General features: G+C 71.0%; 22 protein-coding genes. 6 read left to right on the plus strand and 16 right to left on the minus strand.

Annotated elements, in window-relative coordinates:
- Positions 1-41 precede the first annotated feature (41 nt).
- The 5 genes from RWK90_RS04675 to RWK90_RS04695 all read right to left on the minus strand — a co-directional run bounded on the left by RWK90_RS04675 (position 42) and on the right by RWK90_RS04695 (position 4210).
- Positions 42-242 (minus strand): ferredoxin, encoded by a 201-nt coding sequence (locus RWK90_RS04675; RefSeq protein WP_314035268.1) that lies wholly within the window; start codon positions 240-242, stop codon positions 42-44.
- Positions 242-1540 (minus strand): cytochrome P450, encoded by a 1299-nt coding sequence (locus RWK90_RS04680; protein WP_314035922.1) that lies wholly within the window; start codon positions 1538-1540, stop codon positions 242-244. Before RWK90_RS04680 ends, RWK90_RS04675 begins: the two co-directional genes overlap by 1 nt.
- Before the next feature lie 80 nt (positions 1541-1620).
- A complete protein-coding gene (locus RWK90_RS04685) occupies positions 1621-2415 on the minus strand; it encodes an SDR family oxidoreductase (protein ID WP_314035270.1) in 795 nt (264 codons plus the stop codon).
- Positions 2412-3629: a cytochrome P450 gene (locus RWK90_RS04690; RefSeq protein WP_314035272.1), complete on the minus strand. Its 1218-nt coding sequence runs from the start codon at positions 3627-3629 to the stop codon at positions 2412-2414. Before RWK90_RS04690 ends, RWK90_RS04685 begins: the two co-directional genes overlap by 4 nt.
- Before the next feature lie 8 nt (positions 3630-3637).
- A complete protein-coding gene (locus RWK90_RS04695; RefSeq protein ID WP_314035275.1) occupies positions 3638-4210 on the minus strand; it encodes a TetR family transcriptional regulator in 573 nt (190 codons plus the stop codon).
- An 88-nt stretch (positions 4211-4298) separates the two neighbouring features.
- On the opposite strand from RWK90_RS04695, the gene RWK90_RS04700 reads away from it, so the two are divergent.
- From RWK90_RS04700 to RWK90_RS04720, 5 genes are read left to right on the plus strand one after another with little or no spacing between them, the layout of a single operon-like run.
- Positions 4299-5774: an aldehyde dehydrogenase gene (locus tag RWK90_RS04700; RefSeq protein WP_314035277.1), complete on the plus strand. Its 1476-nt coding sequence runs from the start codon at positions 4299-4301 to the stop codon at positions 5772-5774.
- A gap of 43 nt (positions 5775-5817) precedes the next feature.
- Positions 5818-6570 carry an SDR family oxidoreductase gene (locus RWK90_RS04705; protein WP_314035279.1) on the plus strand — a complete coding sequence of 251 codons (753 nt, stop codon included), beginning with the start codon at positions 5818-5820 and terminating at the stop codon, positions 6568-6570.
- On the plus strand, positions 6567-7580 hold the full coding sequence (locus RWK90_RS04710) for an NAD(P)-dependent oxidoreductase (protein WP_314035281.1): 1014 nt from the start codon (positions 6567-6569) through the stop codon (positions 7578-7580). Before RWK90_RS04705 ends, RWK90_RS04710 begins: the two co-directional genes overlap by 4 nt.
- Complete coding sequence (locus tag RWK90_RS04715) at positions 7581-7979, plus strand: carboxymuconolactone decarboxylase family protein (protein WP_314035283.1); 399 nt, start codon at positions 7581-7583, stop codon at positions 7977-7979.
- Positions 7980-8003: 24 nt separating this feature from the next.
- Positions 8004-8663, plus strand: a complete 660-nt coding sequence (locus RWK90_RS04720; protein ID WP_314035285.1) for a class I SAM-dependent methyltransferase — start codon at positions 8004-8006, stop codon at positions 8661-8663.
- Between the two features lie 6 nt (positions 8664-8669).
- Here RWK90_RS04720 and RWK90_RS04725 read toward each other — a convergent pair whose 3' ends face one another.
- Both RWK90_RS04725 and RWK90_RS04730 read right to left on the minus strand, forming a co-directional pair.
- Positions 8670-10688, minus strand: coding sequence for a VWA domain-containing protein (locus RWK90_RS04725; protein WP_314035287.1), 2019 nt, complete (start codon positions 10686-10688; stop codon positions 8670-8672).
- 44 nt (positions 10689-10732) lie between these two features.
- Positions 10733-12139: a sigma 54-interacting transcriptional regulator gene (locus RWK90_RS04730; RefSeq protein ID WP_396230267.1), complete on the minus strand. Its 1407-nt coding sequence runs from the start codon at positions 12137-12139 to the stop codon at positions 10733-10735.
- Positions 12140-12184: 45 nt separating this feature from the next.
- On the opposite strand from RWK90_RS04730, the gene RWK90_RS04735 reads away from it, so the two are divergent.
- On the plus strand, positions 12185-12601 hold the full coding sequence (locus tag RWK90_RS04735; RefSeq protein ID WP_314035292.1) for a YccF domain-containing protein: 417 nt from the start codon (positions 12185-12187) through the stop codon (positions 12599-12601).
- Positions 12602-12655: 54 nt separating this feature from the next.
- On the opposite strand, the gene RWK90_RS04740 is transcribed toward RWK90_RS04735, so the two are convergent.
- From RWK90_RS04740 to RWK90_RS04780, 9 genes are all read right to left on the minus strand, one after another.
- Entirely contained in the window at positions 12656-13111 is a 456-nt protein-coding gene (locus tag RWK90_RS04740; protein WP_314035293.1) for a carboxymuconolactone decarboxylase family protein, read from the minus strand.
- Position 13112: 1 nt separating this feature from the next.
- The gene (locus tag RWK90_RS04745) at positions 13113-13469 is read right to left on the minus strand and encodes a GNAT family N-acetyltransferase (RefSeq protein ID WP_314035295.1); all 357 of its coding nucleotides are present in this window, start codon (positions 13467-13469) and stop codon (positions 13113-13115) included.
- Between the two features lie 10 nt (positions 13470-13479).
- On the minus strand, positions 13480-14508 hold the full coding sequence (locus tag RWK90_RS04750) for a pirin family protein (RefSeq protein WP_314035297.1): 1029 nt from the start codon (positions 14506-14508) through the stop codon (positions 13480-13482).
- Entirely contained in the window at positions 14505-15398 is an 894-nt protein-coding gene (locus RWK90_RS04755; RefSeq protein WP_314035299.1) for an SDR family NAD(P)-dependent oxidoreductase, read from the minus strand. The genes RWK90_RS04750 and RWK90_RS04755 overlap by 4 nt, the downstream gene beginning before the upstream one ends.
- Positions 15399-15474: 76 nt before the next feature.
- Positions 15475-16332: an LLM class F420-dependent oxidoreductase gene (locus RWK90_RS04760; protein WP_314035301.1), complete on the minus strand. Its 858-nt coding sequence runs from the start codon at positions 16330-16332 to the stop codon at positions 15475-15477.
- A 77-nt stretch (positions 16333-16409) separates the two neighbouring features.
- Entirely contained in the window at positions 16410-17528 is a 1119-nt protein-coding gene (locus RWK90_RS04765; RefSeq protein ID WP_396230272.1) for a prenyltransferase, read from the minus strand.
- A 45-nt stretch (positions 17529-17573) separates the two neighbouring features.
- Positions 17574-18293 (minus strand): class I SAM-dependent methyltransferase, encoded by a 720-nt coding sequence (locus tag RWK90_RS04770; protein WP_314035303.1) that lies wholly within the window; start codon positions 18291-18293, stop codon positions 17574-17576.
- Positions 18287-19660, minus strand: coding sequence for a glycosyltransferase family 4 protein (locus RWK90_RS04775; protein ID WP_314035304.1), 1374 nt, complete (start codon positions 19658-19660; stop codon positions 18287-18289). The genes RWK90_RS04770 and RWK90_RS04775 overlap by 7 nt, the downstream gene beginning before the upstream one ends.
- A 214-nt stretch (positions 19661-19874) precedes the next feature.
- On the minus strand, positions 19875-23834 hold the full coding sequence (locus RWK90_RS04780; protein ID WP_314035306.1) for a DNA-directed RNA polymerase subunit beta': 3960 nt from the start codon (positions 23832-23834) through the stop codon (positions 19875-19877).
- Between the last annotated feature and the right edge of the window lies 1 nt (position 23835).

Raw genomic sequence — 23835 nt, forward strand, 5'->3', positions numbered from 1 at the left:
CTCCTCCGGGTCTGCAGGTGGGGAATCTGTTCTCGGGACGGTCACTCACCGACCAGGCGCAGGGCCTGGGTCGGGCAGTACTTCACGGCGTCTCTGACCGCGTCGAGCTGGTCGTCGGGGATGTCCCCGCGCTTCGCGCGGGCCTTGGCCTCGGAACCCTTGCCGACGGTGAACCAGTCGGGGGCCTCGGCCTGACATTCGGCGTGGCCCTGACACAGGTCGAAGTCGACCTCGACGCGCATCACAACACCCGCCTCCGGTAGCGGACCTTGCAGGGCTGGGCCAGCTGGACGACCATCTTCGAGTGGTCGTTGTGGTAGCTCTCCTCGGGCTGCGCGAGCTCGAACTCGAACTCCCGGAGCAGGACCGAGAAGATGGCCTTGATCTGCAGCTGGGCGAACGCCGCGCCCACGCAGCGGTGCCGGCCCGCACCGAACGGGATCCACGTCCAGCGGTTGACGATGTCCTCCTGCCTCGGCTCGAAGTAGCGGTCCGGGTCGAAGGAGTCGGCGTCGGGGAAGTCTTCCGGGAGCCGGTTGGACACCGCCGGCGAGGCGGCGACGGTCTGGCCGGCCCGGACCACGAAGTCGTCGATCTTGACGTCCTCCTGCGCGACCCGCATGAGGATGATGAGCGGCGGGTGCAGCCGCAGGGTCTCCTTGAGCGCGTTCTCGACCTTCGGCATCTGGCGGAGCGCGCCGAAGCTGTACTCGGCCCCGTCGGCGTAGATCTCGTCGAGCTCGGCGAGGACCTGCTCCATGTACTCCGGGTGGCGCAGGAGCTCGATGAGCATCCAGGCGCTGGTGCCCGACGTGGTGTGGTGGCCGGCGAACATCATGGAGATGAAGATCCCGGTCACCTCGTTCGGGGTGAACCGGTGGGTGCCGTCCTCGTCCTTGATCGACACCAGCACGTCGAGGAGGTCGCGGTCCTCCTTGTCGGCCGGCGGATTGGCGATCCGCTCGTCCATGATCGCCGAGACGAGCTCCACGAGTCCCTCGCGGGCGGCGTCCCGTCGACGGAAGGATTCGATGTCCGCGTACGGGTCGATGTACGCGTGGGGGTCGGTCCCCTGCTCCAGATCGTGGTACAGGTGCGCGAACCGGGCGTCGAGCTGTTCGCGGAACTTCGGCCCGATGAGACAGGCCGACGAGGTGTAGATGGTCAGCTCGGAGAACCACTCGAGCAGGTCGATTTCGCCCTCGTCGCCCCAGTCCGCGACCATCCGCTCGACCTCGCGCGGGATGGTGACGGCGTGCTGACGCATGTGCTCCCCGCGGAGGGCGGTGTTGTGCAGCATCTCCGACCGCCGCTCCGGGCTGGCGTCGAACACGACGCCCTCCCCGAACACCGGCGTCATGAACGGGTAGGCGGCCGCCTGGTCGAGGGCCTCGTCCGGGGCGCGGAAGAACGCCTCGTTCGCGGCGGCCCCGGACGCGAGGCAGATGTCGCGGTCGGCGATCCGGAAGATCCCCAACTCACCGCATTCCTCCCGGACCCGCCAGAACAGACTGATGGGATCGGTGCGGAGCTCGTCCATGTGGCCGAGGTCGCCCTCGCCCCCGGACACGCGGGTCGGCTCTCTCAGGGACGAGAAGTCGACCGGGTTCTCTGTGCTGGTCACGAGTAGTCCTCCTCGATGGGGGCCTCCGGCTGGATCTCCAGCTCGGTGATCTGGGCGCCTCGGGGCATCGACACCATGGCGGCGACTCCCCGGGCGAGGTCGGCGGGCTTGCACATCCGTGGGTGACGACCGAACCCGTGCCTGACCCATTCGTTGATGACGGCCTCGGCGGTGTCCTGGTCGAACTCGGTGCCCATCTCGGTCATCACCGGGCCCGGGCGGACGACGCCGAGCCGGACGCCCGTGCCCTCGAGCTCCCGGCGGGCCTGGGTGGCCATCGTCTCCAGGCCCGCCTTGGCGGCGACGTACGCACCCGACCGGGGCCGGGCCGTGTAGGCGACGTCGGAGCCGATGAGCACGACGTCCCCGCGGCGGCGTCCGATCATGCCGGGCAGCACCGCGTGCAACAGGCGGTGGACGGCGAGCAGATGGATGTCGATCTGGGCGGCGAAGTCCTCCGGGGACAGCTCCCAGACCCGGGCCATCTTCAGGCTTCCCGCGCTGGACACCAGCACCTCGGGCTCCCCGTAGGCCTCGGTGGCCGCGGTGACGAACCCGGTGACGGAGTCGGCGTCAGTGACGTCGACCGCCCGCGCCGTCGCCTCGCCACCGGCCTCGCGGATGGATCGGACGAGGTCGTCGAGGCGGTCGGCCCGGCGGGCGCCGACGACGACCGGGTGGCCGAGCGCCGCCAGGGCCTCGGCGGACGCACGGCCGATGCCCGAGGAGGCCCCGGTGACCAGCGCGGGCCTGGCCGAGGCCTCGGGATGCGGCGGGAACCTCAGGCTCATCGCGCCGCCACCTCGACGCGCATCGGCAGGTGGGCGAAGCCGCGGACGTTGGAGGAGTGGACGCGCTGGGCACCGGGGAGCAACTTGTACCCCGAGATCGACCGCGAGATCATGTCCAGTGCGATCCGGCCCTCGAGCCGGGCCAGGTGCGCGCCCAGGCAGAAGTGCGGGCCCTGGCCGAAGCTCAGGCTCGCCGAGGTGTCGCGGGTCAGGTCGAAGGTGTCACCGCGGTCGAACACCTCCTCGTCGCGGTTGGCGGAGCCGATGAGCAGCAGCACCTTCTGGTCGGCGGGGATCGTCACGCCGCGGATCGAGGTCTCCTGCGTCGTGGTGCGCAGGACCATCTGGCTGGAGGTGTCGTACCGCAGCGTCTCCTCCACCCAGGCCGGGGCGAGCTCGGGGTCGGCGAGCACCGCGCGCGACTGGTCCGGGTTCTCGTGACCCCAGAACAGCGCGTTGGCCAGCAGCTTGGTGGTGGTCTCGTTGCCGGCGACCACCATGAGGAAGAGGAAGGACAGGATCTCGTCCTCGTCGAGCTTCTCGCCGTCGATCTCGGCGTCCAGCAGCGCGGAGGTGAGGTCCTCGGTCCGGGCCCTCCGACGCTCGGCGACCATGCCCTGGTAGTAGGTGATGAGGTCGAGGGCGGCGACCATCGACTCCTGCGGGACGTCCTCCACGCCCTCCTCGCGGTGCATGACCAGATCGGCCAGGCGGCGCAGCTCGGCACGGTCGGCCTCCGGGACCCCCATGAGATCCGAGATGACGTCCATGGGCAGCTTGCCCGCGTAGTCGTCGACGAAGTCGAACGCCTCGCCGTCGCGGGACCGCTCCAGGCACTCGTCCCAGTACTGGCGGGAGATGGCCGCGATCCCGTCCGACAGCGCGTCGACGCGGCGGGAGGTGAACCCCTTGCTCACGAGCTTGCGCAGCCGCGCGTGCCGTGGGTCGTCCATCGCGAGGAAGGACATCGTCTTGTAGGCGTGGGGTCCGTAGGCCGCCGGATCCAGAGAGACGCCCATGGCGTTGGAGAACACCTCCGGCGCCCGGAACGCCTCCCGCACGTCGGCGTGCCTGCTCAGTGCCCAGAAACCCAGCTCGGGGTTGTGGTAGACGGGCGCCTCGGCGCGCAGACGCGCGTAAAACGGGTACGGGTCCTCGTGCACCGCATAGTCGTACGGGCTGAAGACGAGTGGAGCGGGAGCGCTGGTGGTCATGGCCGGTGTCACCTCAGGATCAGTCGAGCTGCGGATTCGATCGCGTCTGCCATGTCCGAGTAGGAGCCGTAGCCCATCCCCGCCCGGACGAGTGCGCCGGCGTAGACCATCTCCAGCGCACTGACGACCTCGTCGTCGTTCTCCTCCCCCAGCGCCGTCACGAGGCGGCGGCGGATGTCCGCGCCGATCCGGACGCGCAGGTGGGACACCTCCGGGTCGTCACCCAGCAGCGCGGCGGTGACCGCCGACGACAGTTCGGGCTCGTCGGCCAGCAGCAGTGCCACGTCGCGCAGTACGGCGACCACCCTGTCGGCGGTGGAGCCGCCCTCGGGCCGCTCCGTCACGTGCTCGCTCAGCCGCCGCCAGAACACCTCCGCGATGAGATGCCCCTTGGAGGAGAAGTAGGTGTACGCGGTCGCCGGGGCGACCCCCGCCTTGGCGGCGACACCGCGCACGGCCAGGCCCCCCGGGCCCTTCTCGCGCAGCACCTCGACCGCTGCGCTGGTCAGGCGGTCGACGGTCTCGGCCTGCTGGCCGTTGAGCCTGCGCCGCGTCGATTCGAACCGGAGATCACTGGACATGTGTCTGGACATTACACCACCGTCGGACTACCGTCTAGACAGCTGTCCACCCGACCGACGCCCACCCATTCCGACGAAAGGGCCCACCGTGACGACGAGCATCACCGACACCGCCCCCCTGCTCATCGGCGGCGAGCTCCGCCCCGCCACCGGCGGCGCCACGTTCGACGTGCTCAACCCCGCCACCGAGGAGGTCATCGGCCGCGCCTCCGACGCCTCCGCAGAGGACATGGACGCGGCCATCGCCGCCGCACGCGACGCCTTCGACACGACCGACTGGTCGACCGACCACTCGTTCCGCGCTCGGTGCCTCCGCCAGCTGCGCGACGCCCTGCAGGCCGAGATCGAGGAACTGCGGACGCTGACGATCGCCGAGGTCGGCGCACCGCGGATGTTCACCGCCGGCCCGCAGCTCGAGGGCCCGGTGGCGGACCTGGGCTGGCTGGCCGACCTCGTGGACTCGTACCAGTGGGTCACCGAGCTGGGCGAGTCGGAGATCATGGGCGTGCGCTCGAACCGGTCCACCCGCCGTGAGGCGATCGGCGTGGTCGGCGCCATCACCCCGTGGAACTTCCCCAACCAGATCAACCTCGCCAAGATCGGCCCCGCCCTGGCCGCCGGCTGCACGGTCGTCCTCAAGCCCGCACCGGACACCCCGCTCATCGCGGCCGCGGTGGCCCGGATCGCGGCCGAGCGCACCGACATCCCCGCGGGCGTCCTCAACGTGGTGACCGGCACCGATCACAGCCTGGGGGCGCAGCTGGTCGAGGACCCTAGGGTCGACCTCGTCTCGTTCACCGGCTCCACGGCGACCGGCAAGAAGATCATGGCCTCCGCCGCGGAGACGCTGAAGAAGGTCTTCCTCGAACTCGGCGGGAAGTCGGCGGCGGTCGTGCTCGACGACGCCGACCTGGGTACCGCCTGTTTCATGACCGCCCTCAACGCCTGCACCCACGCCGGCCAGGGCTGCGCGCTCACCACCCGGCTCGTGGTGCCGCGGTCCAGGTACGCAGAGGCGGTCGAGGCCGCCAAGGGCGCCATGGCCTCGTTCGCCCCCAAGGACCCGAACGACCCCGGCGCGTTCTGCGGTCCGGTCATCTCCGCGGCCCAGCGCGAGCGCGTCGAGGGGTACATCGAGCTCGCCCGGCAGGAGGGCGGGACCATCGAGACCGGCGGCGGGCGTCCCTCCGACCCCGACAAGGCCCGCGGGTTCTGGGTCGAGCCCACGCTCATCTCCGGCCTCGACAACTCCGCGCGCGTCGCGCAGGAGGAGATCTTCGGCCCCGTCCTGGTGGTGATCCCCCACGACGGCGACGACGACGCGATCCGGATCGCCAACGACTCGCCCTACGGCCTGTCCGGCGCGGTGTGGGGCACCGACCCCGAGCGCGTCGAGAAGGTCGTCGCCGGCATCCGCACCGGCACCCTCGGCGTCAACGGCGGCCAGTGGTACGGCGCGGACGTGCCCTTCGGGGGCTACAAGCAGTCCGGCATCGGGCGCGAGATGGGGCGCGAGGGTTTCGAGGAATACCTCGAGATCAAGTCCGTCGCCACCCCGGCCTGACCGGCGACCACCCGGCATCCACCTACAGGAAGAGACACACGACATGGGACGTTTCGACGGGAAGACCGCCATCGTGACCGGGGCCGCCGGTGGCATCGGCGAGGAGTACGCCAGGGCGCTGGCCGCCGAGGGCGCGAACGTGGTGGTGGCCGACGTCTCGGCCGAGGCCGGGGAGCGCGTGGCGGCCGAGATCTCCGCCGCGGGCGGGAGTGCGCTGTTCCAGCACACGGACGTCTCGGACCCGGACTCGGCGAACGCCTGCGCACAGGTGGCCGTCGACACGTACGGCCGGCTCGACCTGCTGGTCAACAACGCCGCGATCTTCGGCGGGATGAAGCTCGACTTCCTCATCACCGTCCCCTGGGACTACTACGAGAAGTTCATGTCCGTGAATCTCAACGGGCAGCTCCTCATGGTCCGCGCGTGCTGGGAGAAGATGGCCGCGGGCGGCGGCGGCGCGATCGTCAACCAGTCCTCCACCGCGGCCTGGCTGTACTCGGGCTTCTACGGCCTGGCCAAGGTCGGGGTCAACGGCCTGACCCAGCAGCTGGCCACCGAGCTGGGCGGGTCCAACATCCGGATCAACGCGATCGCGCCCGGCCCCATCGACACCGAGGCCAACCGCACGTCGACCCCGCAGTCGATCGTCGAGGAGATGGTCGGCAGGCTCCCCCTCAAGCGCATGGGGCAGCCGGAGGACCTGGTGGGGATGCTGCTGTTCCTGCTCTCGGATGAGGCGTCGTGGGTGACGGGGCAGATCTTCAACGTCGACGGCGGACAGATCATCCGCTCATGACCGCCGACGCCTCCCCCCACACCGCCGGCGCCCCGATCGGCCCCGGATCGCCCGACGACTCCCCCGCCCCGGTCGGCTTCATCGGCCTGGGCAACATGGGCGCGCCCATCGCGCGCCGCCTCCTGGCCTGGCCCGGCGGGCTGGTGGTGTGCGACGTGCGCGCCGAGGCCACCGAGCCCTTCGTCGCCGAGGGCGCGACGGCCGTGGTCACCGGCGCCGAGGTCGCGCGGACCGCCCGGCTGGTGTCGGTGACGGTCCTCGACGACGCGCAGGTCCGCGAGGTCGTCGACGGGCCCGACGGGATCCTGCGCACGGCCTCCCCCGGCACGGTGATCGCCGTCCACTCGACGATCTCGGACTCCACGGCCGTGGAGCTGGCCGAGGTCTGCGCGGCCTCCGGTGTGCACCTGGTGGACGCGCCGGTCTCCGGTGGCGCGCAGGGCGCGGAGTCCGGTCAGCTGGCGGTGATGGTCGGCGGGCCGCGCGAGGTCTACGAGGCGTGCAAGCCGGTCTTCGCGCTGTGGGCGGGGATGCCCGTCCACGCCGGCGAGGTGGGCGCGGGCACGCGGATGAAGCTGGCGCGAAACCTGCTGCACTTCATCTCCTTCACCGCGACCGCCGAGGCGTCCCGACTGGCCGAGGCCGCGGGGATCGACATCGCCAAGCTGGGACGCGTGGTGCGCCACACCGACGCCATCACCGGGGGCGCCGGCGCGGTGATGTTGCGGGAGACGACCGCGCCGATCGCCCCCGACGACTTCTGGCACGGCGTGTTCACCCACGTGCGGGCGCTGGGCGAGAAGGACCTGTCCCTGGCGTTGGCGTTGGGTGACCGCCTGGGGGTGGACCTGCCGCTCGGCGACATCGCGCTACGGGACCTGGGCGCCGGGTTCGGCGTGGGACCGGGTGAGATCGCGCGCGCCGCGGCGGGTGGCGCCGCCGCCGGGGCCGGCACCCGTGGGCGCGCCGGACGCCCCGGGGATGACGACGACGACGAGGAGGAGCAGTAGATGAGCGGGACCGCTGACTCCGGGATGAGCCCGGAACGTGCCCACGGACTGTCGATGATGTCCGAGGTCTACGGCTTCGATATGACCGACGGGCCGGGTGACTACTTCGCGGAGACGGCCGATCACCTGTTCGGCCGGATCTGGTCCCGCCCGGGCCTGACCCACCGCGACCGCCGGCTGCTGCTGCTCGGCGCGCTCACGGCGCAGGGCAACACGGACGTCGCGGACATCCAGGTGGGGGCCGCCCTGGGCAACGGGGAGCTGACCCCGGAGGAGCTCGAGGAGATCGTGCTGTTCCTGTGCTACTACGCGGGGTGGCCCAACGGGACCAAGCTCGGCAACGTGGTGGGTCCGCACGTGGCGCGCGCCCGCAAGGCCGCCCGCCGGGCCGAGGGGTGAGAGGTGGACGCTAGGTTGACTGTCATGACCGCACCCGAGATCGAACCCTCGCTGCTCGCCGTGGCGCTCGCCGCCCCCGGCTTCATGCCTCTGGAGGAGGGCACGACCCTCTACGAGATCGCCTGCGAGTACCTGGGCGACGGCGTGGGCGTGGAGATCGGCACCTACTGTGGCCGCTCGACCGTGTTCCTCGGCGCGGCCGCCCGCGTGACCGGGGGCAGCATCGTCACCGTCGACCATCACCGCGGCTCCGAAGAACACCAGCCGGGCTGGGAGTACCACGACACCTCGCTCGTCGACCCGCACACCGGGCGACTGGAGACCCTGGTCGCCTTCCGTCACACGATGTGGGACGCGGGTCTGGACGACGTGGTGACCGCCGCGGTGGGCACGTCCCGGCAGGTCGCCCGGGTATGGGGCACACCCGCGTCGTTCGTCTTCATCGACGGCGGCCACTCCTCCGAGGCCGCGCAGGCGGACTACGAGGGCTGGGCCCCGTGGGTGGAGATCGGCGGGGCGCTGCTCATCCACGACGTGTTCCCGGATCCCGAGGACGGCGGCCGCCCGCCGTACGAGATCTACTGCCGCGCCCTGGAGTCCGGGCAGTTCACCGAGGTGGCCGCCGTGGACTCGCTGAGGGTGCTGCGGCGCGACTCCGGCGAGGTCGGCGCGCCGATGCCCTGAGAGAGGTCACACGGCCCAGCGGCCGCCCGCGCTCCACGCGTCACCGGAGCCCGGGCGGCCGCGTCGTGTATGCAGGAACCGGCCCACCACGGCCGCCCCGAGATCGTCGACCTCCGGTGCCACCACGGTGCCCTCGACCCGCCGCGCCAGCGCGTCGAGGAACCGCGAGAGGCCGGGGTCCGAGCCCAGTCGGAAGAACGTCGTCTGCGCGCCGAACCGGGCGACACGGTCGAGCTCGTCGACGGTCGTGCGGATGGTGTCCGGGTCCGGCGGATAGGCGAACCAGGGCTCGCCGCCGCTGAGCAGGTGCGCGGTGGGTTCACCGTCGGTGACGACGAGCAGGACCGGCTGCATGGTCGGGTGCTCGCGGAAGAAGCGCCCCGCGAGCAGCAGCGCGTGGTGCAGGTTCGTGCCGGCCTCGTACTGCGCATCTAGAGACAGCAGTGAGTCGATCGTGCGCGTCTGGGCGAACCGCCCGAACGAGATGAGCTGGAGCCGGTCCTGCCGGAAGCGGGTGCTCACCAGGTGATGCAGGGCGAGCGCGGTGCGCTTCATCGGCACCCAGCGGCCCTCCATGGCCATGGAGAACGAGGTGTCCACCAGCAGCGCCACCGCGGCCTGCGTGCGGGCCTCGGTCTCGCGGACCTCGATGTCCTCGGGCAGGAGCCGGACGCCGGCGGCGGGCTCGCCGCCCTCGGCGGCGACGCGGGAGATCGCGTTGCCGATCGTCCGGGGCACGTCCCAGGACTCGACGTCACCGAACTCCCACGCCCGACTCGACCCCGTCTGGTCGCCCGCCGCCCCCGACGCCCGGGTCTCCCGCGCGCCCGAGCGACCGGACAGCCGACGGGCGGCGTCCCGCAGGAGCGACCTGCCCAGTTTGCGGAGCGCGGCCGGGGACAGTCGCAGGTCCCCGTCGGACCGGCGGCTGAGGTAGCCCGAGTCCCGCATGGCCTGCTCGAGGCGCGCCAGGGTCTGGACGGACACCGCCGCCTCGCGACCGAGCGTCCGGGCGACGGCCTCGAGGTCCAGCTCGGACAGCGGCGACCGGTCACTGCGGGACAACTGCTCGGCCAGGCGGTCGAGGTCGCCGAGCTCGGCCATCGCGGCCGTCCCCTCGGACACGCCCAGACCCTCGGAGCCCTCGAAGTCCTCGGAGCCGTCCCAGTTCTCCCCCGGCCGCAGTGCCTGCAGCAAGCCGTCGAGCCTGCCGAGCTGTTCGGAGAGTTCGGGAGAGCCGAACGCCTGCTGTGACAGGGCCATGAGCTCCTCCCGCTGCTCCGGGGTCATCGACCGCATCATCCGCTGCGCGGCCGCCGCGCGCGCGGCGAGGGTGTCGATGAGCTCGTCGATGTCGCGCGGCTGCTCGGGGAAGGCGTCGCCGTGCTTGTCCATGAACTCGCGGAAGTCGTCGTCGGTGTCCTCCCCGCGGGCGTGCTTGTCCAGCAGGTCGGTGAGGTCGGAGAGCATCTCGGACACCGCCGCCCGGTCGGCGTCGGTGGTGTTCTCCAGAGCCTGCTTCATGCCGGCGAACCGCGCGTCCAGCGCCTCGGCGCCCAGCAGGTCCTGGATCCGCTTGTACGCCTCGCGGGCATCGGACGACGCCCAGTCGTAGTCCTTCAGCTCCCCCACCGCGGCGGCCGGGCTGTCGGGGAGGTTCTCGATGGTCATCTCCCGCAGCGTGCGGTCCATGGGGTCCATCTCGGTGTCGCGGGCGAGTTGCCCGCGTTCGGCGAGCAACGCCTCCTCGAGGAGCTTCGAGACCTCGTCGAGCGTGCCGCCCAACCGGTGACGCTGGAGCAGCTCGCGGCGCCGGCGCTGGACGCGCCCGGCGAGTTCGTCGAGCCCGGTGTGGACGCGGCCGCCGGTGCGGAGGAACTCCCGCATCGACTGCTCGGGCGAGTAGCCGGCCATGACGCCCTCGGACACCGCGTCGAGGGCCTCGGACAGGTCGAGCGGGGGCGCGAGCGGGTCCGGCCCGCCGACGTAGCGCCCGTAGCGGGCGCGGGGTTCCGGTCGCGACATCGCGCACCTCCTGCTCCGGCGGCCGGGCGGCCGCCGTGGGATTCTCAGCCGTAGACGGCGGCGCCGTCCCCGGTCTCCTTGGACAGGCGCCGCGAGAGGTACAGCCCCTCCAGCGCCAGTTCGATGGCGCCGGCTCGCTGGCCGGCGTTCGTCGCGCCGACCCGGTCGGCGATCTCGTCGTACAGCCCCGGCACGGACAGCTCGGGCAGGGCGGCCAGGAACTCGGCGGCGGTGACGCTCGCCCCCGTGGTCAAGGTCACCGAGCCGTCGAACGCCTCGACGAGCGGGGCCATGTCGAGGCCGCGGAACAGCCCGCGCACCACATCGACGGTCGCGGTACGCAGCAGGTATCGCAGGATCTCGGATTCGCGGCCCTCCTCGCCGGGCTCGAACTCGATCTTGCCGCGCAGGACCTCGACCGCGGCGTCCACGTCGACCAGCCGCGCGACCGCCTCCCCGGGGTCGTCGGCCCCGCGGACGGCCGCGCGCCGTCGGGCCGCGGCGGCGACGGTCTCGGCACCGGCGATCGCGAAGCGTGCCGAGACCCCCGAGGCCTGGTTGATCGCGTCGGAGGTGCGCAGTTCGCGGGTGAACCGGGCGAGCAACTCCATGAGGGGGTCGGGCACCTCGGCGGTGAGCTCGGCCTCCTGCCGCACGACCTCGATCTCGTCGGCCAGGTCGAGCGGGTAGTGGGTGCGGATCTCCGCGCCGAACCGGTCCTTGAGCGGGGTGATGATCCGTCCGCGGTTCGTGTAGTCCTCGGGGTTCGCCGAGGCCACGACCAGCACGTCCAGCGGCAGCCGGAGCACGTACCCGCGGATCTGGACGTCCCGCTCCTCCATGACGTTGAGCAGCGCCACCTGGATCCGCTCGGCCAGGTCGGGCAGCTCGTTGAGGGCCACGATCCCGCGGTTGGCGCGGGGGACGAGCCCGTAGTGGATGGTCTCCGGGTCGCCCAGGCGGCGACCCTCCGCCACGCGCATCGGGTCGACGTCGCCGATCATGTCGGCCACGGACGTGTCCGGGGTGGAGAGCTTCTCGACGTACCGCTCGGTGCGGTGACGCCACTCGACGGGCAGCGCGTCGCCCTCGCGGGCGATCCGCTCGCGGGTAGGGTCGGTGATGGGGGCGAGCGGGTCCTCCCCCAGCTCGGAGCCCGCGACGACGGGCGACCACTCGTCGAGCAGCCCGACGAGGGTACGCAGCAACCGGGTCTTGCCCTGCCCGCGCTCACCGAGCAGCACGATGTCGTGTCCGGCGATGATCGCGCGTTCGACCTGCGGGATCACGGTGGTGTCGAAGCCGTGCATCCCGGGCCACGGATCACGCCCCGCGGCCAGGGCCGCGAGCAGGTTCTCGCGCAGCTCCTCACGGAGGGTGCGGCTGGTGTAACCGGCGGCGCGCAGCTCGCCGAGGGTCCTGACGTCCGGCTTGTCGCTCACATCGCCCACCGTAGCCCCGTCACGCGACTTCCGCTTCCGACCTACAGTGACGGCATGCGTTCCGTGCTGACCGTGGTCCTCAACATCGTCTGGCTGCTCACCGCGGGCGTGTGGTTGTTCCTCGGCTATGTGCTCGCCGGGATACTCGCGTGCCTCCTCGTCATCACGATCCCGTTCGGGGTCGCGAGCTTCCGGATCGCCGCCTACGTGCTGTGGCCGTTCGGCCGCGAGGTCGTCGACCGGGGTCGGCCCGGCGGGGTGAGCACGGTCGGCAACGTCCTCTGGTTCCTGGTGGCCGGGCTGTGGCTGGCGATCGGCCACGTGGCCACGGCGCTCGCGCAGGCGGTGACGATCATCGGCCTGCCGTTGGCGTGGGCGAATCTCAAGCTCATCCCCGTGACGTGCTTCCCGTTCGGCAAGGAGATCGTGCGCTCCGACCGGGCGGCGATGGTCCCGGTCGCGTCCCGCTGACCGTGTGCGGGGCGGGCCGGCCCGGGGTCAGCGGCCCGCGCGCGGTCCCCGTTGTCAGTCCTCGATCCGAGGCTGGTGGTGACTGGCGATCGAGACCCGGTTGAAGGCGTTGATGAGCACGATCGTCCACTCCAACGCCGAGAGCTGCTCCTCCGAGAAGTGGTCGGCCGCGGCCGCCGTCGCGGCAGCGCGTTCGTCGCCGTCGTCCAGGCGTGTCAACGTCTCGGCCAGCCGCAACGCCGCCCGCTCGGGGTCGCCGAACGCGTCCAGTTCGCGCCACGCGGGCAAGAGGTCGAGTCGCTGCTGCGACACCCCGGCGTCGCGGGCGGCCGGCACGTGGGTGGCCAGGCACGCCGCGCACCCGTTGATCTGCGACACCCGCACGTTGACCAGCTCGAGTAGCGCGTCCTCTAGCCCGGCCTCGCGGGAGGCCTCCCGCGACGCGACGGCGGTGCGGACGAGCTGCTTGTAGACCTCGCGCTGGGTCCGGTCGAGCTGAGGGGCGCCCACGTCAGCCCTCCTCCGCGCCGACGCGGGCGCGGTCGGCGGCGGTGGCGTCGCGGTACGCCCCTGCGAACTCGTCGGCGTTCTTGCCGAGGAACCCCTCCACCATCGAGCAGACGGGGACGATCGTCACGCCGTCGGCGCGGGTCGCCTCGACCGCACCGCGCACGAGCGCCGTGCCGATCCCCCGTCCCCCGAACTCCTCGCCGACCACGGTGTGGTGGAAGATTCGCTCCCCGTCGATCTCGCGGAAGTCGGCGTGGCCGGCGAGCTCCCCGGAGGCGTCGCGGATCTCGAACGCCTCGCGCGATCCGGAGCGCTCCACGGTCACGGTGGCGCCGGTCTTGTCGGTGTACTCGGTCATCGGTGTCTCCCTACTCGACGGTACGGGCGCGTGGGTCGGGGTTGACCCGCGGTCTGAGCGTGGTGGTGGGCAGCGTGGGCGCGGGTAGTCGGGTCAGGCCCTGCGGGTCGTGGCCGATGTAGCCGTCCACGCGGCCGAAGCGGTCGGAGCCGGCCTCCCACTGTTCGCGGTAGAGGGCAATCTCCTCGTGCGTGCGCCCGATGAAGTTCCACCACATGATGATCTCCTCGGCGAACGGCGTGCCGCCGATGAGGATCGCGCGCCCGGCGGTGGTGCCGGTGTTGCGGAGGGTCAGGGTGGTTTCGCCGACGCCCGTGTAGGCGAGTTCGGTCACCGCCACGCGCACCCCCTCGAGCGTGAGCTCGCCGGCGTCGGCGAGCAGCCCGTGTTCGAACTCCGGGTCCACGTCGAGCGTCAGTTCGGCGCCGGGGTCGAGCCGGATCTCCGCGGCGACGAGGGGGGTGTAGGTGGGGACCGACGACGACGAGCCCATCAGTGATCCCATGAAGACCTGCATGGATCCGCCCGGGAAACCGGTGGTCGGGGGCACGAAGTGGTCGAACCTGCGGCCTCCCGTGTCCCGATGGGATTCGGGGAGCACGGTCCAGAGCTGCACTCCGTGCAGCACGGTGGTGTCCTGGGTCGACACCTCGGTGTGGCAGATGCCGGACCCGGCGGTCATGAGGTTGACCTCGCCGGGGCGCACGACGGCGTGGTTGTCCCCCGAGTCGTGGTGGGTGATGTTGCCCTCGAACAGCCAGCTCACGGTCTGCAGGCCGGTGTGCGGGTGGGAGGGGACGTCCATGCCGCCGCTCACGGAGACGTCGTCCGGTCCGTAGTGGTCGACAAAGCAGAAGGCACCGATGAGGGAGCGCTGGCGTTGGGGCAGAGTGCGGCGGACGGTCATCGCGCGGGGCCCGCCGAGCGGGACGCCGCGCGAGGTGATGATCTCCACCGCCGCGCCGCCGGGCCGGGGGCCGCCGGGTGCGCCGCCGGCCTCGCACCCGATCTCCTCGGGCCGGGGGTCGAGGTTGGTCATTCGGCCACCTCCCTCATCTGCTCACGGGCGTCGGCGGTCTGGCGCCGCATCTCGAGCTTACGGGCGTTGATCTTCCCGCCCAGCGCGAGCGTGAGAGCCGTGTCGACCAGCGGCACGGGCAGGTGGTCCAGCAGACGTCGTCCGAGGTCCCACCGCACGGCGTACCGGTGGCGCGGCCGGGCGGTGGTGCCGGCCCGCCACACGGCCTCGGCGAGCACGGTGGGGTCGGTGGCCTTGTCGTCCTCCCCCGCGGCCATCTCGCCCATCACCGCGGCCATCGCGGCGAACGGCGATCCGGGGACGGTCGATTCCTGGAAGCGCCGCCGGATGGAGGCGGTCATGCCGGTGCGGAACGGGCCGGGCTGGACGAGGACGACGTCCATCCCGAGGAACATCAGTTCCCGCCGCAGGGCGTCGCCGTAGGCCTCGATCGCGTGCTTGCTCATGGCGTAGGCGCCGTTCATCGGCATCCCGTGCTGCGGGCCGGTCTCGGAGCTGATGAGCACGACCCGTCCGCCCGTCTCGCGTAGCAGGTCCCACAGGGCGTGGACGGTTCGGACGGTGCCCATGACGTTGACGTCGAGCACGTGCTGCACCCGCTCCGGGTCGGTCTCGGCGAGCGGGCCGATACCGAGGACCCCCGCGAAGGTGACGACGAGGTCGAGTCGACCGTGCTCAGTCCGGACGTGGTCGGCGACCGCGGCCAGCGAGGCGGAATCGGTGACGTCCGCGGCCAGGGAGGAGATGCCGGTGCCCCCGGGTGGTGCGGTCAGGTCGACCGCGACCACCCGCCAACCGCGGTCGGCGTAGAGCGCGGCGGTGGCGGCGCCGAGGCCACCACCCGCCCCGGTGATGACGACGACGGGGGCGGCGGGATCACTGTGTTCCATGCCACGACGGTACCGGCGGAACCGACCCGGATGGGGCCCTACCGATCGCGGCCGGCCCCGGCCCGCGGCCGGCCGCTCAGACCGTGGCCCCGAGGCCGAGCTTGCCGGCCAGGCGGTCGATGTAGGCCAGTACCTCCTCCTCGGACCGGTCCGGGGTGCCGTACACGAGCTCGTGCACGCCGAGTTCGCGGTAGGCCTCGATCTTCTCGGGGACCGGCTTGCCGTCGAGTACGACGATGTACGGCTCGCCCTCGCGTCCGGCCTCCGCCCACAGCTCGCGCAGCCGCCGCACGCTGCCGGAGATGTCCTGGGAGATCGGGGTGGTCATCCAGCCGTCGGCGCTCCGGCAGATCCACTTGAGGTTCTTCTCGTTCCCCGCCGCGCCGACCAGGGTGAGCGGTCCGGGCGTGCGGGCGGTCTTGGGCCACGCCCAGCTCGGACCGAAGTCCACGAACTCACCGTGGTACTCGGCCTCCTCGTGCGTCCACAGCTCCCGCATGGCCTCGAGGTACTCGCGCAGCATCGTGCGTCGTCGAGCCGGCGGGACGTTGTGGTCCGCCATCTCGTCGAGGTTCCAGCCGTAGCCCACGCCCAGGACGGTGCGGCCGTCGGAGAGGTGGTCGACGGAGGCGATGGTCTTGGCCAGCGTGATGGGGTCGCTCTCCACCGGGATCGACACCGCGGTGCCGAGACGGATGGTGGAGGTGACGGCCGCGGCCGCCCCCAGGGCGACCCACGGATCCAGGGTCCGGCTGTAGCGCTCGTCGGGCAGCTCCGCTCCCCCGGTGCCGGGGTGCGCCGCCTCGCGCCGCACGGGGATGTGCGTGTGCTCGGGGACGTAGAAGGCGGAGAACCCGGCCCGCTCGGCGGCGAGCGCGGCCGTGTGGGGCCGGATACCCCGATCGCTCGTGAACAGTGTCAGGCCGAATTCCATGCGCGCTCCCTCGTCTGCGTCCGCCACCTGCACCGACACCTGATCAGACAGGTGTCCAGCGCGGGCGTGCGGTCAGACTAGCGCACGGAGACGGCTGGCGGGCAGGCCTCGCCCGGCACGCAGTTCGCCGGGTCGCCCGGCTGCGCCCGCAGACGCTGCACGGTGTGGTCGGAGACGTACCGGAAGATCTCGTTGCCCGGCGTGGTGCGCGACAGGGCGTCCGCCGCCAGCAGCATCACCGCCGCGGTCCACGTGCTCAGCTCGACGGGCCACCGCTTGCCGTCCGCGAAGACGAGGCCGGTCCAGTACGAACCGTCGTCGTCCCGCAGGTGCTGCATGGCGGTGAACTGCCGCAGGGCCTGGTCGTGCCGACCCGCGGCCTCGAGCGCGAGCACGAGCTCGCAGGTCTCGGCCCCCGTCACCCACGGTCGGTGGTCGACGCAGCGGATGCCGAGGCCCTCCACCACGAAGTCCTCCCACCGCGAGTCGAGCCGCGCCTGGGCCTGCTCCCCCACCATGACGCCGGCCAGGACCGGGTAGTACCAGTCCATGGAGAACTCGTCCTTGGGCGTGAACAGTTCCGGATGCGCCCGCAGGGCGTGACCCAGCCGATCGGCGGCGGCGTCCCAGTCCGGCGCCGTCAGGCCCAGCTCCTCCGCGATCGCGACACCGCAGCGCAGCGAGTGGTGGACGCTCGAGGACCCCGTGACCAGGGCCTCCTCGCAGAAGCCCTCGGGGCCGGCGCCCCACCACATCTGCCCCTCCGGGCCCTGGAACGTCAGCACCAGGTCGAGCGCGCGCCGTACGGTCGGCCACATCGACTCCAGGAACCCCGGGGTGCCGGTGACCAGGTGGTGGTGCCAGACCCCGACCGCGACGTAGGCGCAGAAGTTCGAGTCGACGTCGCCGTCCACGATCCGGCCGTCCTGCCACTTCACCGGCCACGACCCGTCGGCGCGCTGGGTGTCGCGGAGGAACCCGTAGGCCCGCTCGGCGGCCTCCCACTGGCCGGCGACGGACAGGCCCATCGCCGACTCGACGTGGTCCCACGGGTCGGTGTGCCCACCGGTGAACCACGGGATCTCACCGTTCGGCTTCTGGACCGAGGCGATCCACTCCCCGGTGGCCCGGACCGCGTCGGCGTCGAGCACGCCCGGCACGCTGGGCACCGGCCGGTCACCGGCCACCACGGTCACCGGCCCCGGGCGGGACACGCCGTTGTTGTGTGACTGCACGGACGATCAGGCCTCCACGGGCTTGCGCAGGTAGAACACGATCGACTTGCCCATGACCGGGTTGAGCAGCTTCTCGGCGGTGCGTGTGACCCACGGGCCCTTCATGAGGTCCCACACGAGCAGCTTGTGGTACGCCTTCGGCAGAGGATGATCCTCGTTCTCCGTCCCGACCGCGCACTTGAGCCACCAGTACGGCGCGTGCAGCGCGTGCGCGTATCCGGTGCCCGTCACCTCGAGGCCCGCGGCGCGCAGCTTGTAGCCGAGTTCCTCGGCCGTGTAGATCCGGCAGTGCCCGCCCGGGTTGGAGTGGTAGGCGTCCGACAGCTTCCAGCACAGCTTCTCCGGCCACTCCCGCGGCACGGTCACCGCGGCGACCCCGCCCGGCTTGAGGATCCGGACCAGCTCCGCGATGGCCTTCGTGTCCTCCGGCACGTGCTCGAGGACCTCGGAGATGAGCACCAGGTCGAACGTCGCGTCCTCGTACGGCATGGCCAGGGCGTCCCCTGTGACGGCCTCGCCCTTCGACGTGGGCAGGCCCTCGCCCTCGGCCTCCATGGCCGCCAGCATGTCCGCGACCTGCTGCATCTCGTCGGCGTTCTGGTCGAACGCCGTGACGTCGGCCCCACGCCGGTAGAGCTCGAACGTGTGACGGCCGAGCCCGGCCCCCACGTCGATGGCTCGCATGCCCGGGGTGACCCCCAGACGGTCGAAGTCAGCGGTCAGCATGCGGCGTCCTCCTGCTCACGGATGTCGTACTCACCGGATTCCGGGAGCACCTCGGGCGCGTCGTCGGTGACGTGCTCGTCGATCTCGGTCTGATCCGGCCCGAGGACCGGCCCCGCCGACAGGTCCGGCAGCGTCTCGCCGCGGACCCGGGCGATCGCCGCCTCGTAGACCTCGACGGTCCGGCGGGCGACGGCCGCCCAACTGTAGCGCTCCATCACCCTCTGGCGGCCACCCTTCGACAGCCGGTCCCGCTCGGCGGGATCGGCCAGCAGCGCGCTGATCGCCCCGGCCAATGCGTCGACGTCACCGGGCTCCACCAGGCGGGCCGCCGAGTCGTCCGTGCCCACGACCTCCGGCAACGCCCCGGCCCGCGTCGCGACGAGCGCGCATCCGCTCGACATCGCCTCGACCGCCGGGAGGGAGAACCCCTCGTACATACTCGGCACGACCGCGATCTCGGCAGACCCCACGAGGCGGGCGAGCTCGTCGTCGTCGACCCCGGACACCAGGTCCACCGCATCGTGTAACCCCAACCGGTCCAGCAGTCGCGCGGCCTCGCCCTTCGGCTTGAGCTTGGAGATCAGCGTCAGCCGGACGCCCGGGTGCTCCTCGCGGACGCGGGCCAGCGCACGCAGCAGGACCGGCACGCCCTTGAGCGGCTGGTCGGCGCTGGCCACGCACACCAGACGACCGGCCTCGCGCTCGCGGCGGTCGTGGAACCGGTCCGTGTCCACCCCCAGCGGGATGGTGACGATGCGGTCCGGGTCGACGCCGAAGTCGGAGGCGATGTCGTCGGCGGAGTTGCTGGAGACGGTGATGATCTCCTCCAGCCTGCGCGCGACCCGCATCTGCATGCCGAGGAACCCGAACCACCGCCACGTGGTGATCTTCTTGCGCAGCGGCGCCTCGCGCATCGCGAGCGTCCGGTCCCGGGTGATCGGGTGGTGCACCGTCGCCACCACCGGGAACCCGGCCTTCTCCAACTGCAGGAGGCCCGAACCCAGGCACTGGTTGTCGTGGACCACGTCGAAGTCGCCGAGTCGCCGCTCGAGCGTGCGGGCGGCCCGGAGGCTGAACGTCCGCGGTTCCGGGAACCCGGCGGTCCACATGGTGACCACCTCGAGCACGTCGATGAGGTCCCGGATCTCGCGGGGGCGCGGCGTGCGGAACGGGTTCGCGTCGTTGTACAGGTCCAGGCTCGGGACCTTGGTCAGGGTGGGCCCGGGGTCGAGCTCGGGGTACGGCTGACCGGAGAACACCTCGACCGTGTGGCCGAGCGCCGCGAGCTCCCGGCTGAGGTGGCGTACGTACACGCCCTGACCTCCGCCGTGGGGCTTGCTCCGGTACGAGAGCAACGCGATCCGCACGATCGATCGCCTCCTTCTACGGTCATCGGCCCCGACGCCGGCGGTTGCCGGGAAGTGGCGCCGGGCACATCGGGCAAGTCTAGAACACGTTCTCCACGGGTCCGGACGCGGCCGGACCCGGGCCCCGCAGAGCACCGGACCCCCGGCACGCGGGGTGCTCGGGGGTCCGGTGAGGGCTGCTGCGCGCGACCAGGTGCCGGTCGCGCGCCGCCTGTCAGTAGCCCAGGTCGTCCAGACGGACGGAGGCTCCGGTGGCGTCGCCGAAGCCGTCCTCGGGGCCGTAGAAGCCGTCGCCGTAGTCCGGGATGGAGTACGCGGCGGCGCGGGCCTCCTCGGTGGGCTCGACCGTGGAGTTCCGGTAGCGGTTGATACCGGTACCCGCGGGGATGAGCTTACCGATGATGACGTTCTCCTTGAGGCCCACGAGCTTGTCCGACCGCTTGTTGATGGCGGCGTCGGTGAGCACGCGGGTGGTCTCCTGGAAGGAGGCCGCCGACAGCCACGAGTCCGTGGCGAGCGAGGCCTTGGTGATACCCATGAGGACCGGGCGCGCCGAGGCCGGCGACCCGCCCTCGGTGAGCACGCGACGGTTCTCCGCCGTGAGCTCGGCACGCTCCACCAGGGCACCGGGCAGGAACTCGGTGCTGTTGGACTCGTTGATCGCGACGCGGCGCATCATCTGGCGGACGATGACCTCGATGTGCTTGTCGTGGATCGACACACCCTGGGAGCGGTAGACCTTCTGCACCTCGTCGACGAGATGCTTCTGGACACCGTTCGGCCCGAGGATCGCCAGCACCTCGTGCGGGTCGGCCGGGCCCTCCAGGAGGGCCTGACCGCGCTCGAGGTGGTCGCCGTCGGCGATCGGCCGCGAGGAGCCGTCGTCGAGGGTGACGTGAGCGAGACCCTGACGCTTGGACAGCTTCTCGTACACGATCTCGTCCGCACCGTTGTCCGGCACGATCGTGATGGTGTAGAAGCGCTCCTCCTCGTCGATACGGATCCGGCCCGCCTCCTCGGCGATCGGCGCCTTGCCCTTCGGCACGCGGGCCTCGAACAGCTCCTGCACACGCGGCAGACCACCGGTGATGTCGTCACCGACGCCACCCTGGTGGAACGTACGCATCGTGAGCTGGGTACCCGGCTCACCGATCGACTGGGCGGCGACGATGCCGACGGCCTCGCCGATGTCCACCAGCTGGCCGGTGGCCATCGAGCGGCCGTAGCAGGTCGCGCACACGCCGGTGCCGGTGGTGCAGGTCAGGACCGAACGGACCTTGACCTTCTCCACGCCGGCGGCGATGAGCGCCTCGATCGTCGGGTCGCCCAGGTCGGTGCCCGCGGACACGATGACCGTGCCGTTGGCGTCGACGGCGTCCTCCGCGAGCGTCCGGGCGAACGTCGAGGTCTCGACGTGCTCGTCGCGCTCGAGGACACCGGTGGAGTTGCCATGGGCGTCCATGATCGGGCGGGCGATGGTCGTCTCCACGCCCTTGCTCGTGCCACAGTCGGTCTCGCGGACGATGACGTCCTGGGAGACGTCGACCAGACGACGGGTGAGGTAGCCCGAGTCGGCGGTACGCAGGGCGGTGTCGGCCAGACCCTTACGGGCACCGTGCGTGTTCATGAAGTACTCGAGCACCGTCAGGCCCTCGCGGAACGAGGACTTGATGGGCTGCGGGATGAACTCGCCGTTCGGACGGGTCACCAGGCCCTTCATGCCGGCCAGCGACCGGATCTGGGTCATGTTGCCCGCCGCGCCCGACTTGACGATCGTCGGGATCGGGTTGTCGTCCGGGTAGTTGGCCTCCATGGCCTGGCCGATCTCGTCGGTGGCCTCCTGCCAGAGCTTGACCAGGTCGCTCTTGCGCTCCTCGTCGGTGATCTTGCCGAGGTCGTACTGCGACTCCAGGCGGGCCGCCTTGGCGTCGTACGAGGCGAGGATCTCCTTCTTGGCCGGCGGGACGAGCACGTCGGACATGGCGATGGTGACACCCGAGCGGGTGGCCCAGTAGAAGCCGGTGTCCTTGAGCTTGTCCACCGTCTGCGCCACGACGATCATCGGGTAGCGCTCGGCGAGGTCGTTGATGATCACGGCCTGACGCTTCTTCGGCATCTGCTCGTTGACGAACGGGTAGTCCGCCGGGAGCAGCTCGTTGAACATCACACGGCCGAGGGTCGTCTCGGCGATCCACTCCTGGCCGGCGGTCCAGCCCTCGGGGAACTGCTCCGCCTCGACCTCGGCGGTGGGACGCTGCGTCGTCATCCGGACCCGGATCGGGGCGTGGATGTCGAGCACACCCAGGTCGACGGCCATGATGGCCTCGGCCGGGGTCGAGTACACACCGGTCGCCGGGGCGTCGTCGGTGGCGGGCGCGTAGGCGCCGGTGGCGTCCTCGTCCAGACGGGTCAGGTAGTACAGCCCCGTGACCATGTCCAGACGCGGCATGGCGAGCGGGCGGCCCGACGCCGGCGACAGGATGTTGTTCGACGCCAGCATCAGGATGCGCGCCTCGGCCTGCGCCTCCGCGGACAGCGGCAGGTGCACGGCCATCTGGTCACCGTCGAAGTCGGCGTTGAAGGCCTCACACACGAGCGGGTGCAGCTGGATCGCCTTACCCTCGACGAGCTGCGGCTCGAACGCCTGGATACCGAGGCGGTGCAGGGTGGGCGCACGGTTGAGCATCACCGGGTGCTCGGCGATGACCTCTTCGAGCACGTCCCACACCTGGTCGCGCTGACGCTCGACCATCCGCTTGGCGGACTTGATGTTCTGCGCGTGGTTGAGGTCCACGAGGCGCTTCATGACGAACGGCTTGAACAGCTCGAGAGCCATGAGCTTCGGCAGACCACACTGGTGCAGCTGGAGCTGCGGGCCGACCACGATGACCGAACGGCCCGAGTAGTCGACGCGCTTGCCCAGGAGGTTCTGACGGAACCGGCCCTGCTTGCCCTTGAGCAGATCCGACAGGGACTTCAGCGGGCGGTTGCCCGGCCCGGTGACGGGGCGGCCGCGACGGCCGTTGTCGAACAGCGCGTCGACGGACTCCTGCAGCATCCGCTTCTCGTTGTTGACGATGATCTCGGGCGCACCGAGGTCCATCAGTCGCTTGAGGCGGTTGTTGCGGTTGATGACGCGACGGTAGAGGTCGTTCAGGTCCGAGGTGGCGAAGCGGCCACCGTCGAGCTGGACCATGGGACGCAGCTCCGGCGGGATCACCGGGACGGCGCCGAGCACCATCGCGGCCGGGTGGTTGCCCGACTGCAGGAACGCGGAGACGACCTTGAGCCGCTTGAGGGCACGGATCTTCTTCTGGCCCTTGCCGTTGCGGATGATCTCGCGCAGCGACTCGGCCTCGGCCTCGAGGTCGAAGTTCAGCAGCAGCTGCTGGATCGCCTCGGCGCCCATGCCGCCCTCGAAGTACTCGCCGAAGCGGTCCTCGAGCTCACGGTAGATGCCCTCGTCGACGATGATCTGGTTGATGTCGAGCTTGACGAAGGTGTTCCAGATCTCCTCGAGGCGGTCCAGCTCACGCTGGGCGGCCTCGCGGATCTTCTTCATCTCCTTCTCGCCGCCGTCCTTCACCTTGCGGCGCTGGTCGGCCTTGGCACCCTCGGCCTCGAGCTCGGCGAGGTCGGCCTCGAGCTTGCGGGCGCGGGCCTCGATGTCCGAGTCGCGCTCGTCCTCGATGATCTTGCGCTCCTCGAGGACCTGGGCCTCGAGGGTGCTGAGCTCGTTGTGCCGCAGCTCGGTGTCGACGCCGGTGATGACGTACGCGGCGAAGTAGATGATCTTGTCGAGGTCCTTGGGCGCGAGGTCCAGGAGGTAACCCAGACGCGACGGGACGCCCTTGAAGTACCAGATGTGCGTGACCGGCGCGGCGAGCTCGATGTGGCCCATCCGCTCACGACGCACCTTGGCGCGGGTCACCTCGACGCCGCAGCGCTCACAGATGATGCCCTTGAAGCGCACGCGCTTGTACTTGCCGCAGTAGCACTCCCAGTCCCGGGTGGGGCCGAAGATCTTCTCGCAGAACAGGCCCTCCTTCTCCGGCTTGAGGGTGCGGTAGTTGATGGTCTCCGGCTTCTTGACCTCGCCGTAGGACCAGTTACGGATGTCCTCGGCGGTCGCGAGGCTGATGACCAGCTCGTCGAAGTAGTTGACGTCCTGCACG

Source organism: Dietzia sp. CH92 (assembly GCF_032248695.1).
GTDB lineage: Bacteria > Actinomycetota > Actinomycetes > Mycobacteriales > Mycobacteriaceae > Dietzia.

Excerpts from the sequence above, each read along its gene's own strand:
- RWK90_RS04675 (WP_314035268.1), bottom strand. The coding sequence starts at position 242 with ATGCGCGTCGAGGTCGACTTCGACCTGTGTCAGGGCCACGCCGAATGT.
- RWK90_RS04680 (WP_314035922.1), bottom strand. The coding sequence starts at position 1,540 with ATGGACGAGCTCCGCACCGATCCCATCAGTCTGTTCTGGCGGGTCCGG.
- RWK90_RS04685 (WP_314035270.1), bottom strand. The coding sequence starts at position 2,415 with ATGAGCCTGAGGTTCCCGCCGCATCCCGAGGCCTCGGCCAGGCCCGCG.
- RWK90_RS04690 (WP_314035272.1), bottom strand. The coding sequence starts at position 3,629 with ATGACCACCAGCGCTCCCGCTCCACTCGTCTTCAGCCCGTACGACTAT.
- RWK90_RS04695 (WP_314035275.1), bottom strand. The coding sequence starts at position 4,210 with ATGTCCAGTGATCTCCGGTTCGAATCGACGCGGCGCAGGCTCAACGGC.
- RWK90_RS04705 (WP_314035279.1), top strand. The coding sequence starts at position 5,818 with ATGGGACGTTTCGACGGGAAGACCGCCATCGTGACCGGGGCCGCCGGT.
- RWK90_RS04710 (WP_314035281.1), top strand. The coding sequence starts at position 6,567 with ATGACCGCCGACGCCTCCCCCCACACCGCCGGCGCCCCGATCGGCCCC.
- RWK90_RS04715 (WP_314035283.1), top strand. The coding sequence starts at position 7,581 with ATGAGCGGGACCGCTGACTCCGGGATGAGCCCGGAACGTGCCCACGGA.
- RWK90_RS04720 (WP_314035285.1), top strand. The coding sequence starts at position 8,004 with ATGACCGCACCCGAGATCGAACCCTCGCTGCTCGCCGTGGCGCTCGCC.
- RWK90_RS04725 (WP_314035287.1), bottom strand. The coding sequence starts at position 10,688 with ATGTCGCGACCGGAACCCCGCGCCCGCTACGGGCGCTACGTCGGCGGG.
- RWK90_RS04735 (WP_314035292.1), top strand. The coding sequence starts at position 12,185 with ATGCGTTCCGTGCTGACCGTGGTCCTCAACATCGTCTGGCTGCTCACC.
- RWK90_RS04745 (WP_314035295.1), bottom strand. The coding sequence starts at position 13,469 with ATGACCGAGTACACCGACAAGACCGGCGCCACCGTGACCGTGGAGCGC.
- RWK90_RS04750 (WP_314035297.1), bottom strand. The coding sequence starts at position 14,508 with ATGACCAACCTCGACCCCCGGCCCGAGGAGATCGGGTGCGAGGCCGGC.
- RWK90_RS04755 (WP_314035299.1), bottom strand. The coding sequence starts at position 15,398 with ATGGAACACAGTGATCCCGCCGCCCCCGTCGTCGTCATCACCGGGGCG.
- RWK90_RS04760 (WP_314035301.1), bottom strand. The coding sequence starts at position 16,332 with ATGGAATTCGGCCTGACACTGTTCACGAGCGATCGGGGTATCCGGCCC.
- RWK90_RS04770 (WP_314035303.1), bottom strand. The coding sequence starts at position 18,293 with ATGCTGACCGCTGACTTCGACCGTCTGGGGGTCACCCCGGGCATGCGA.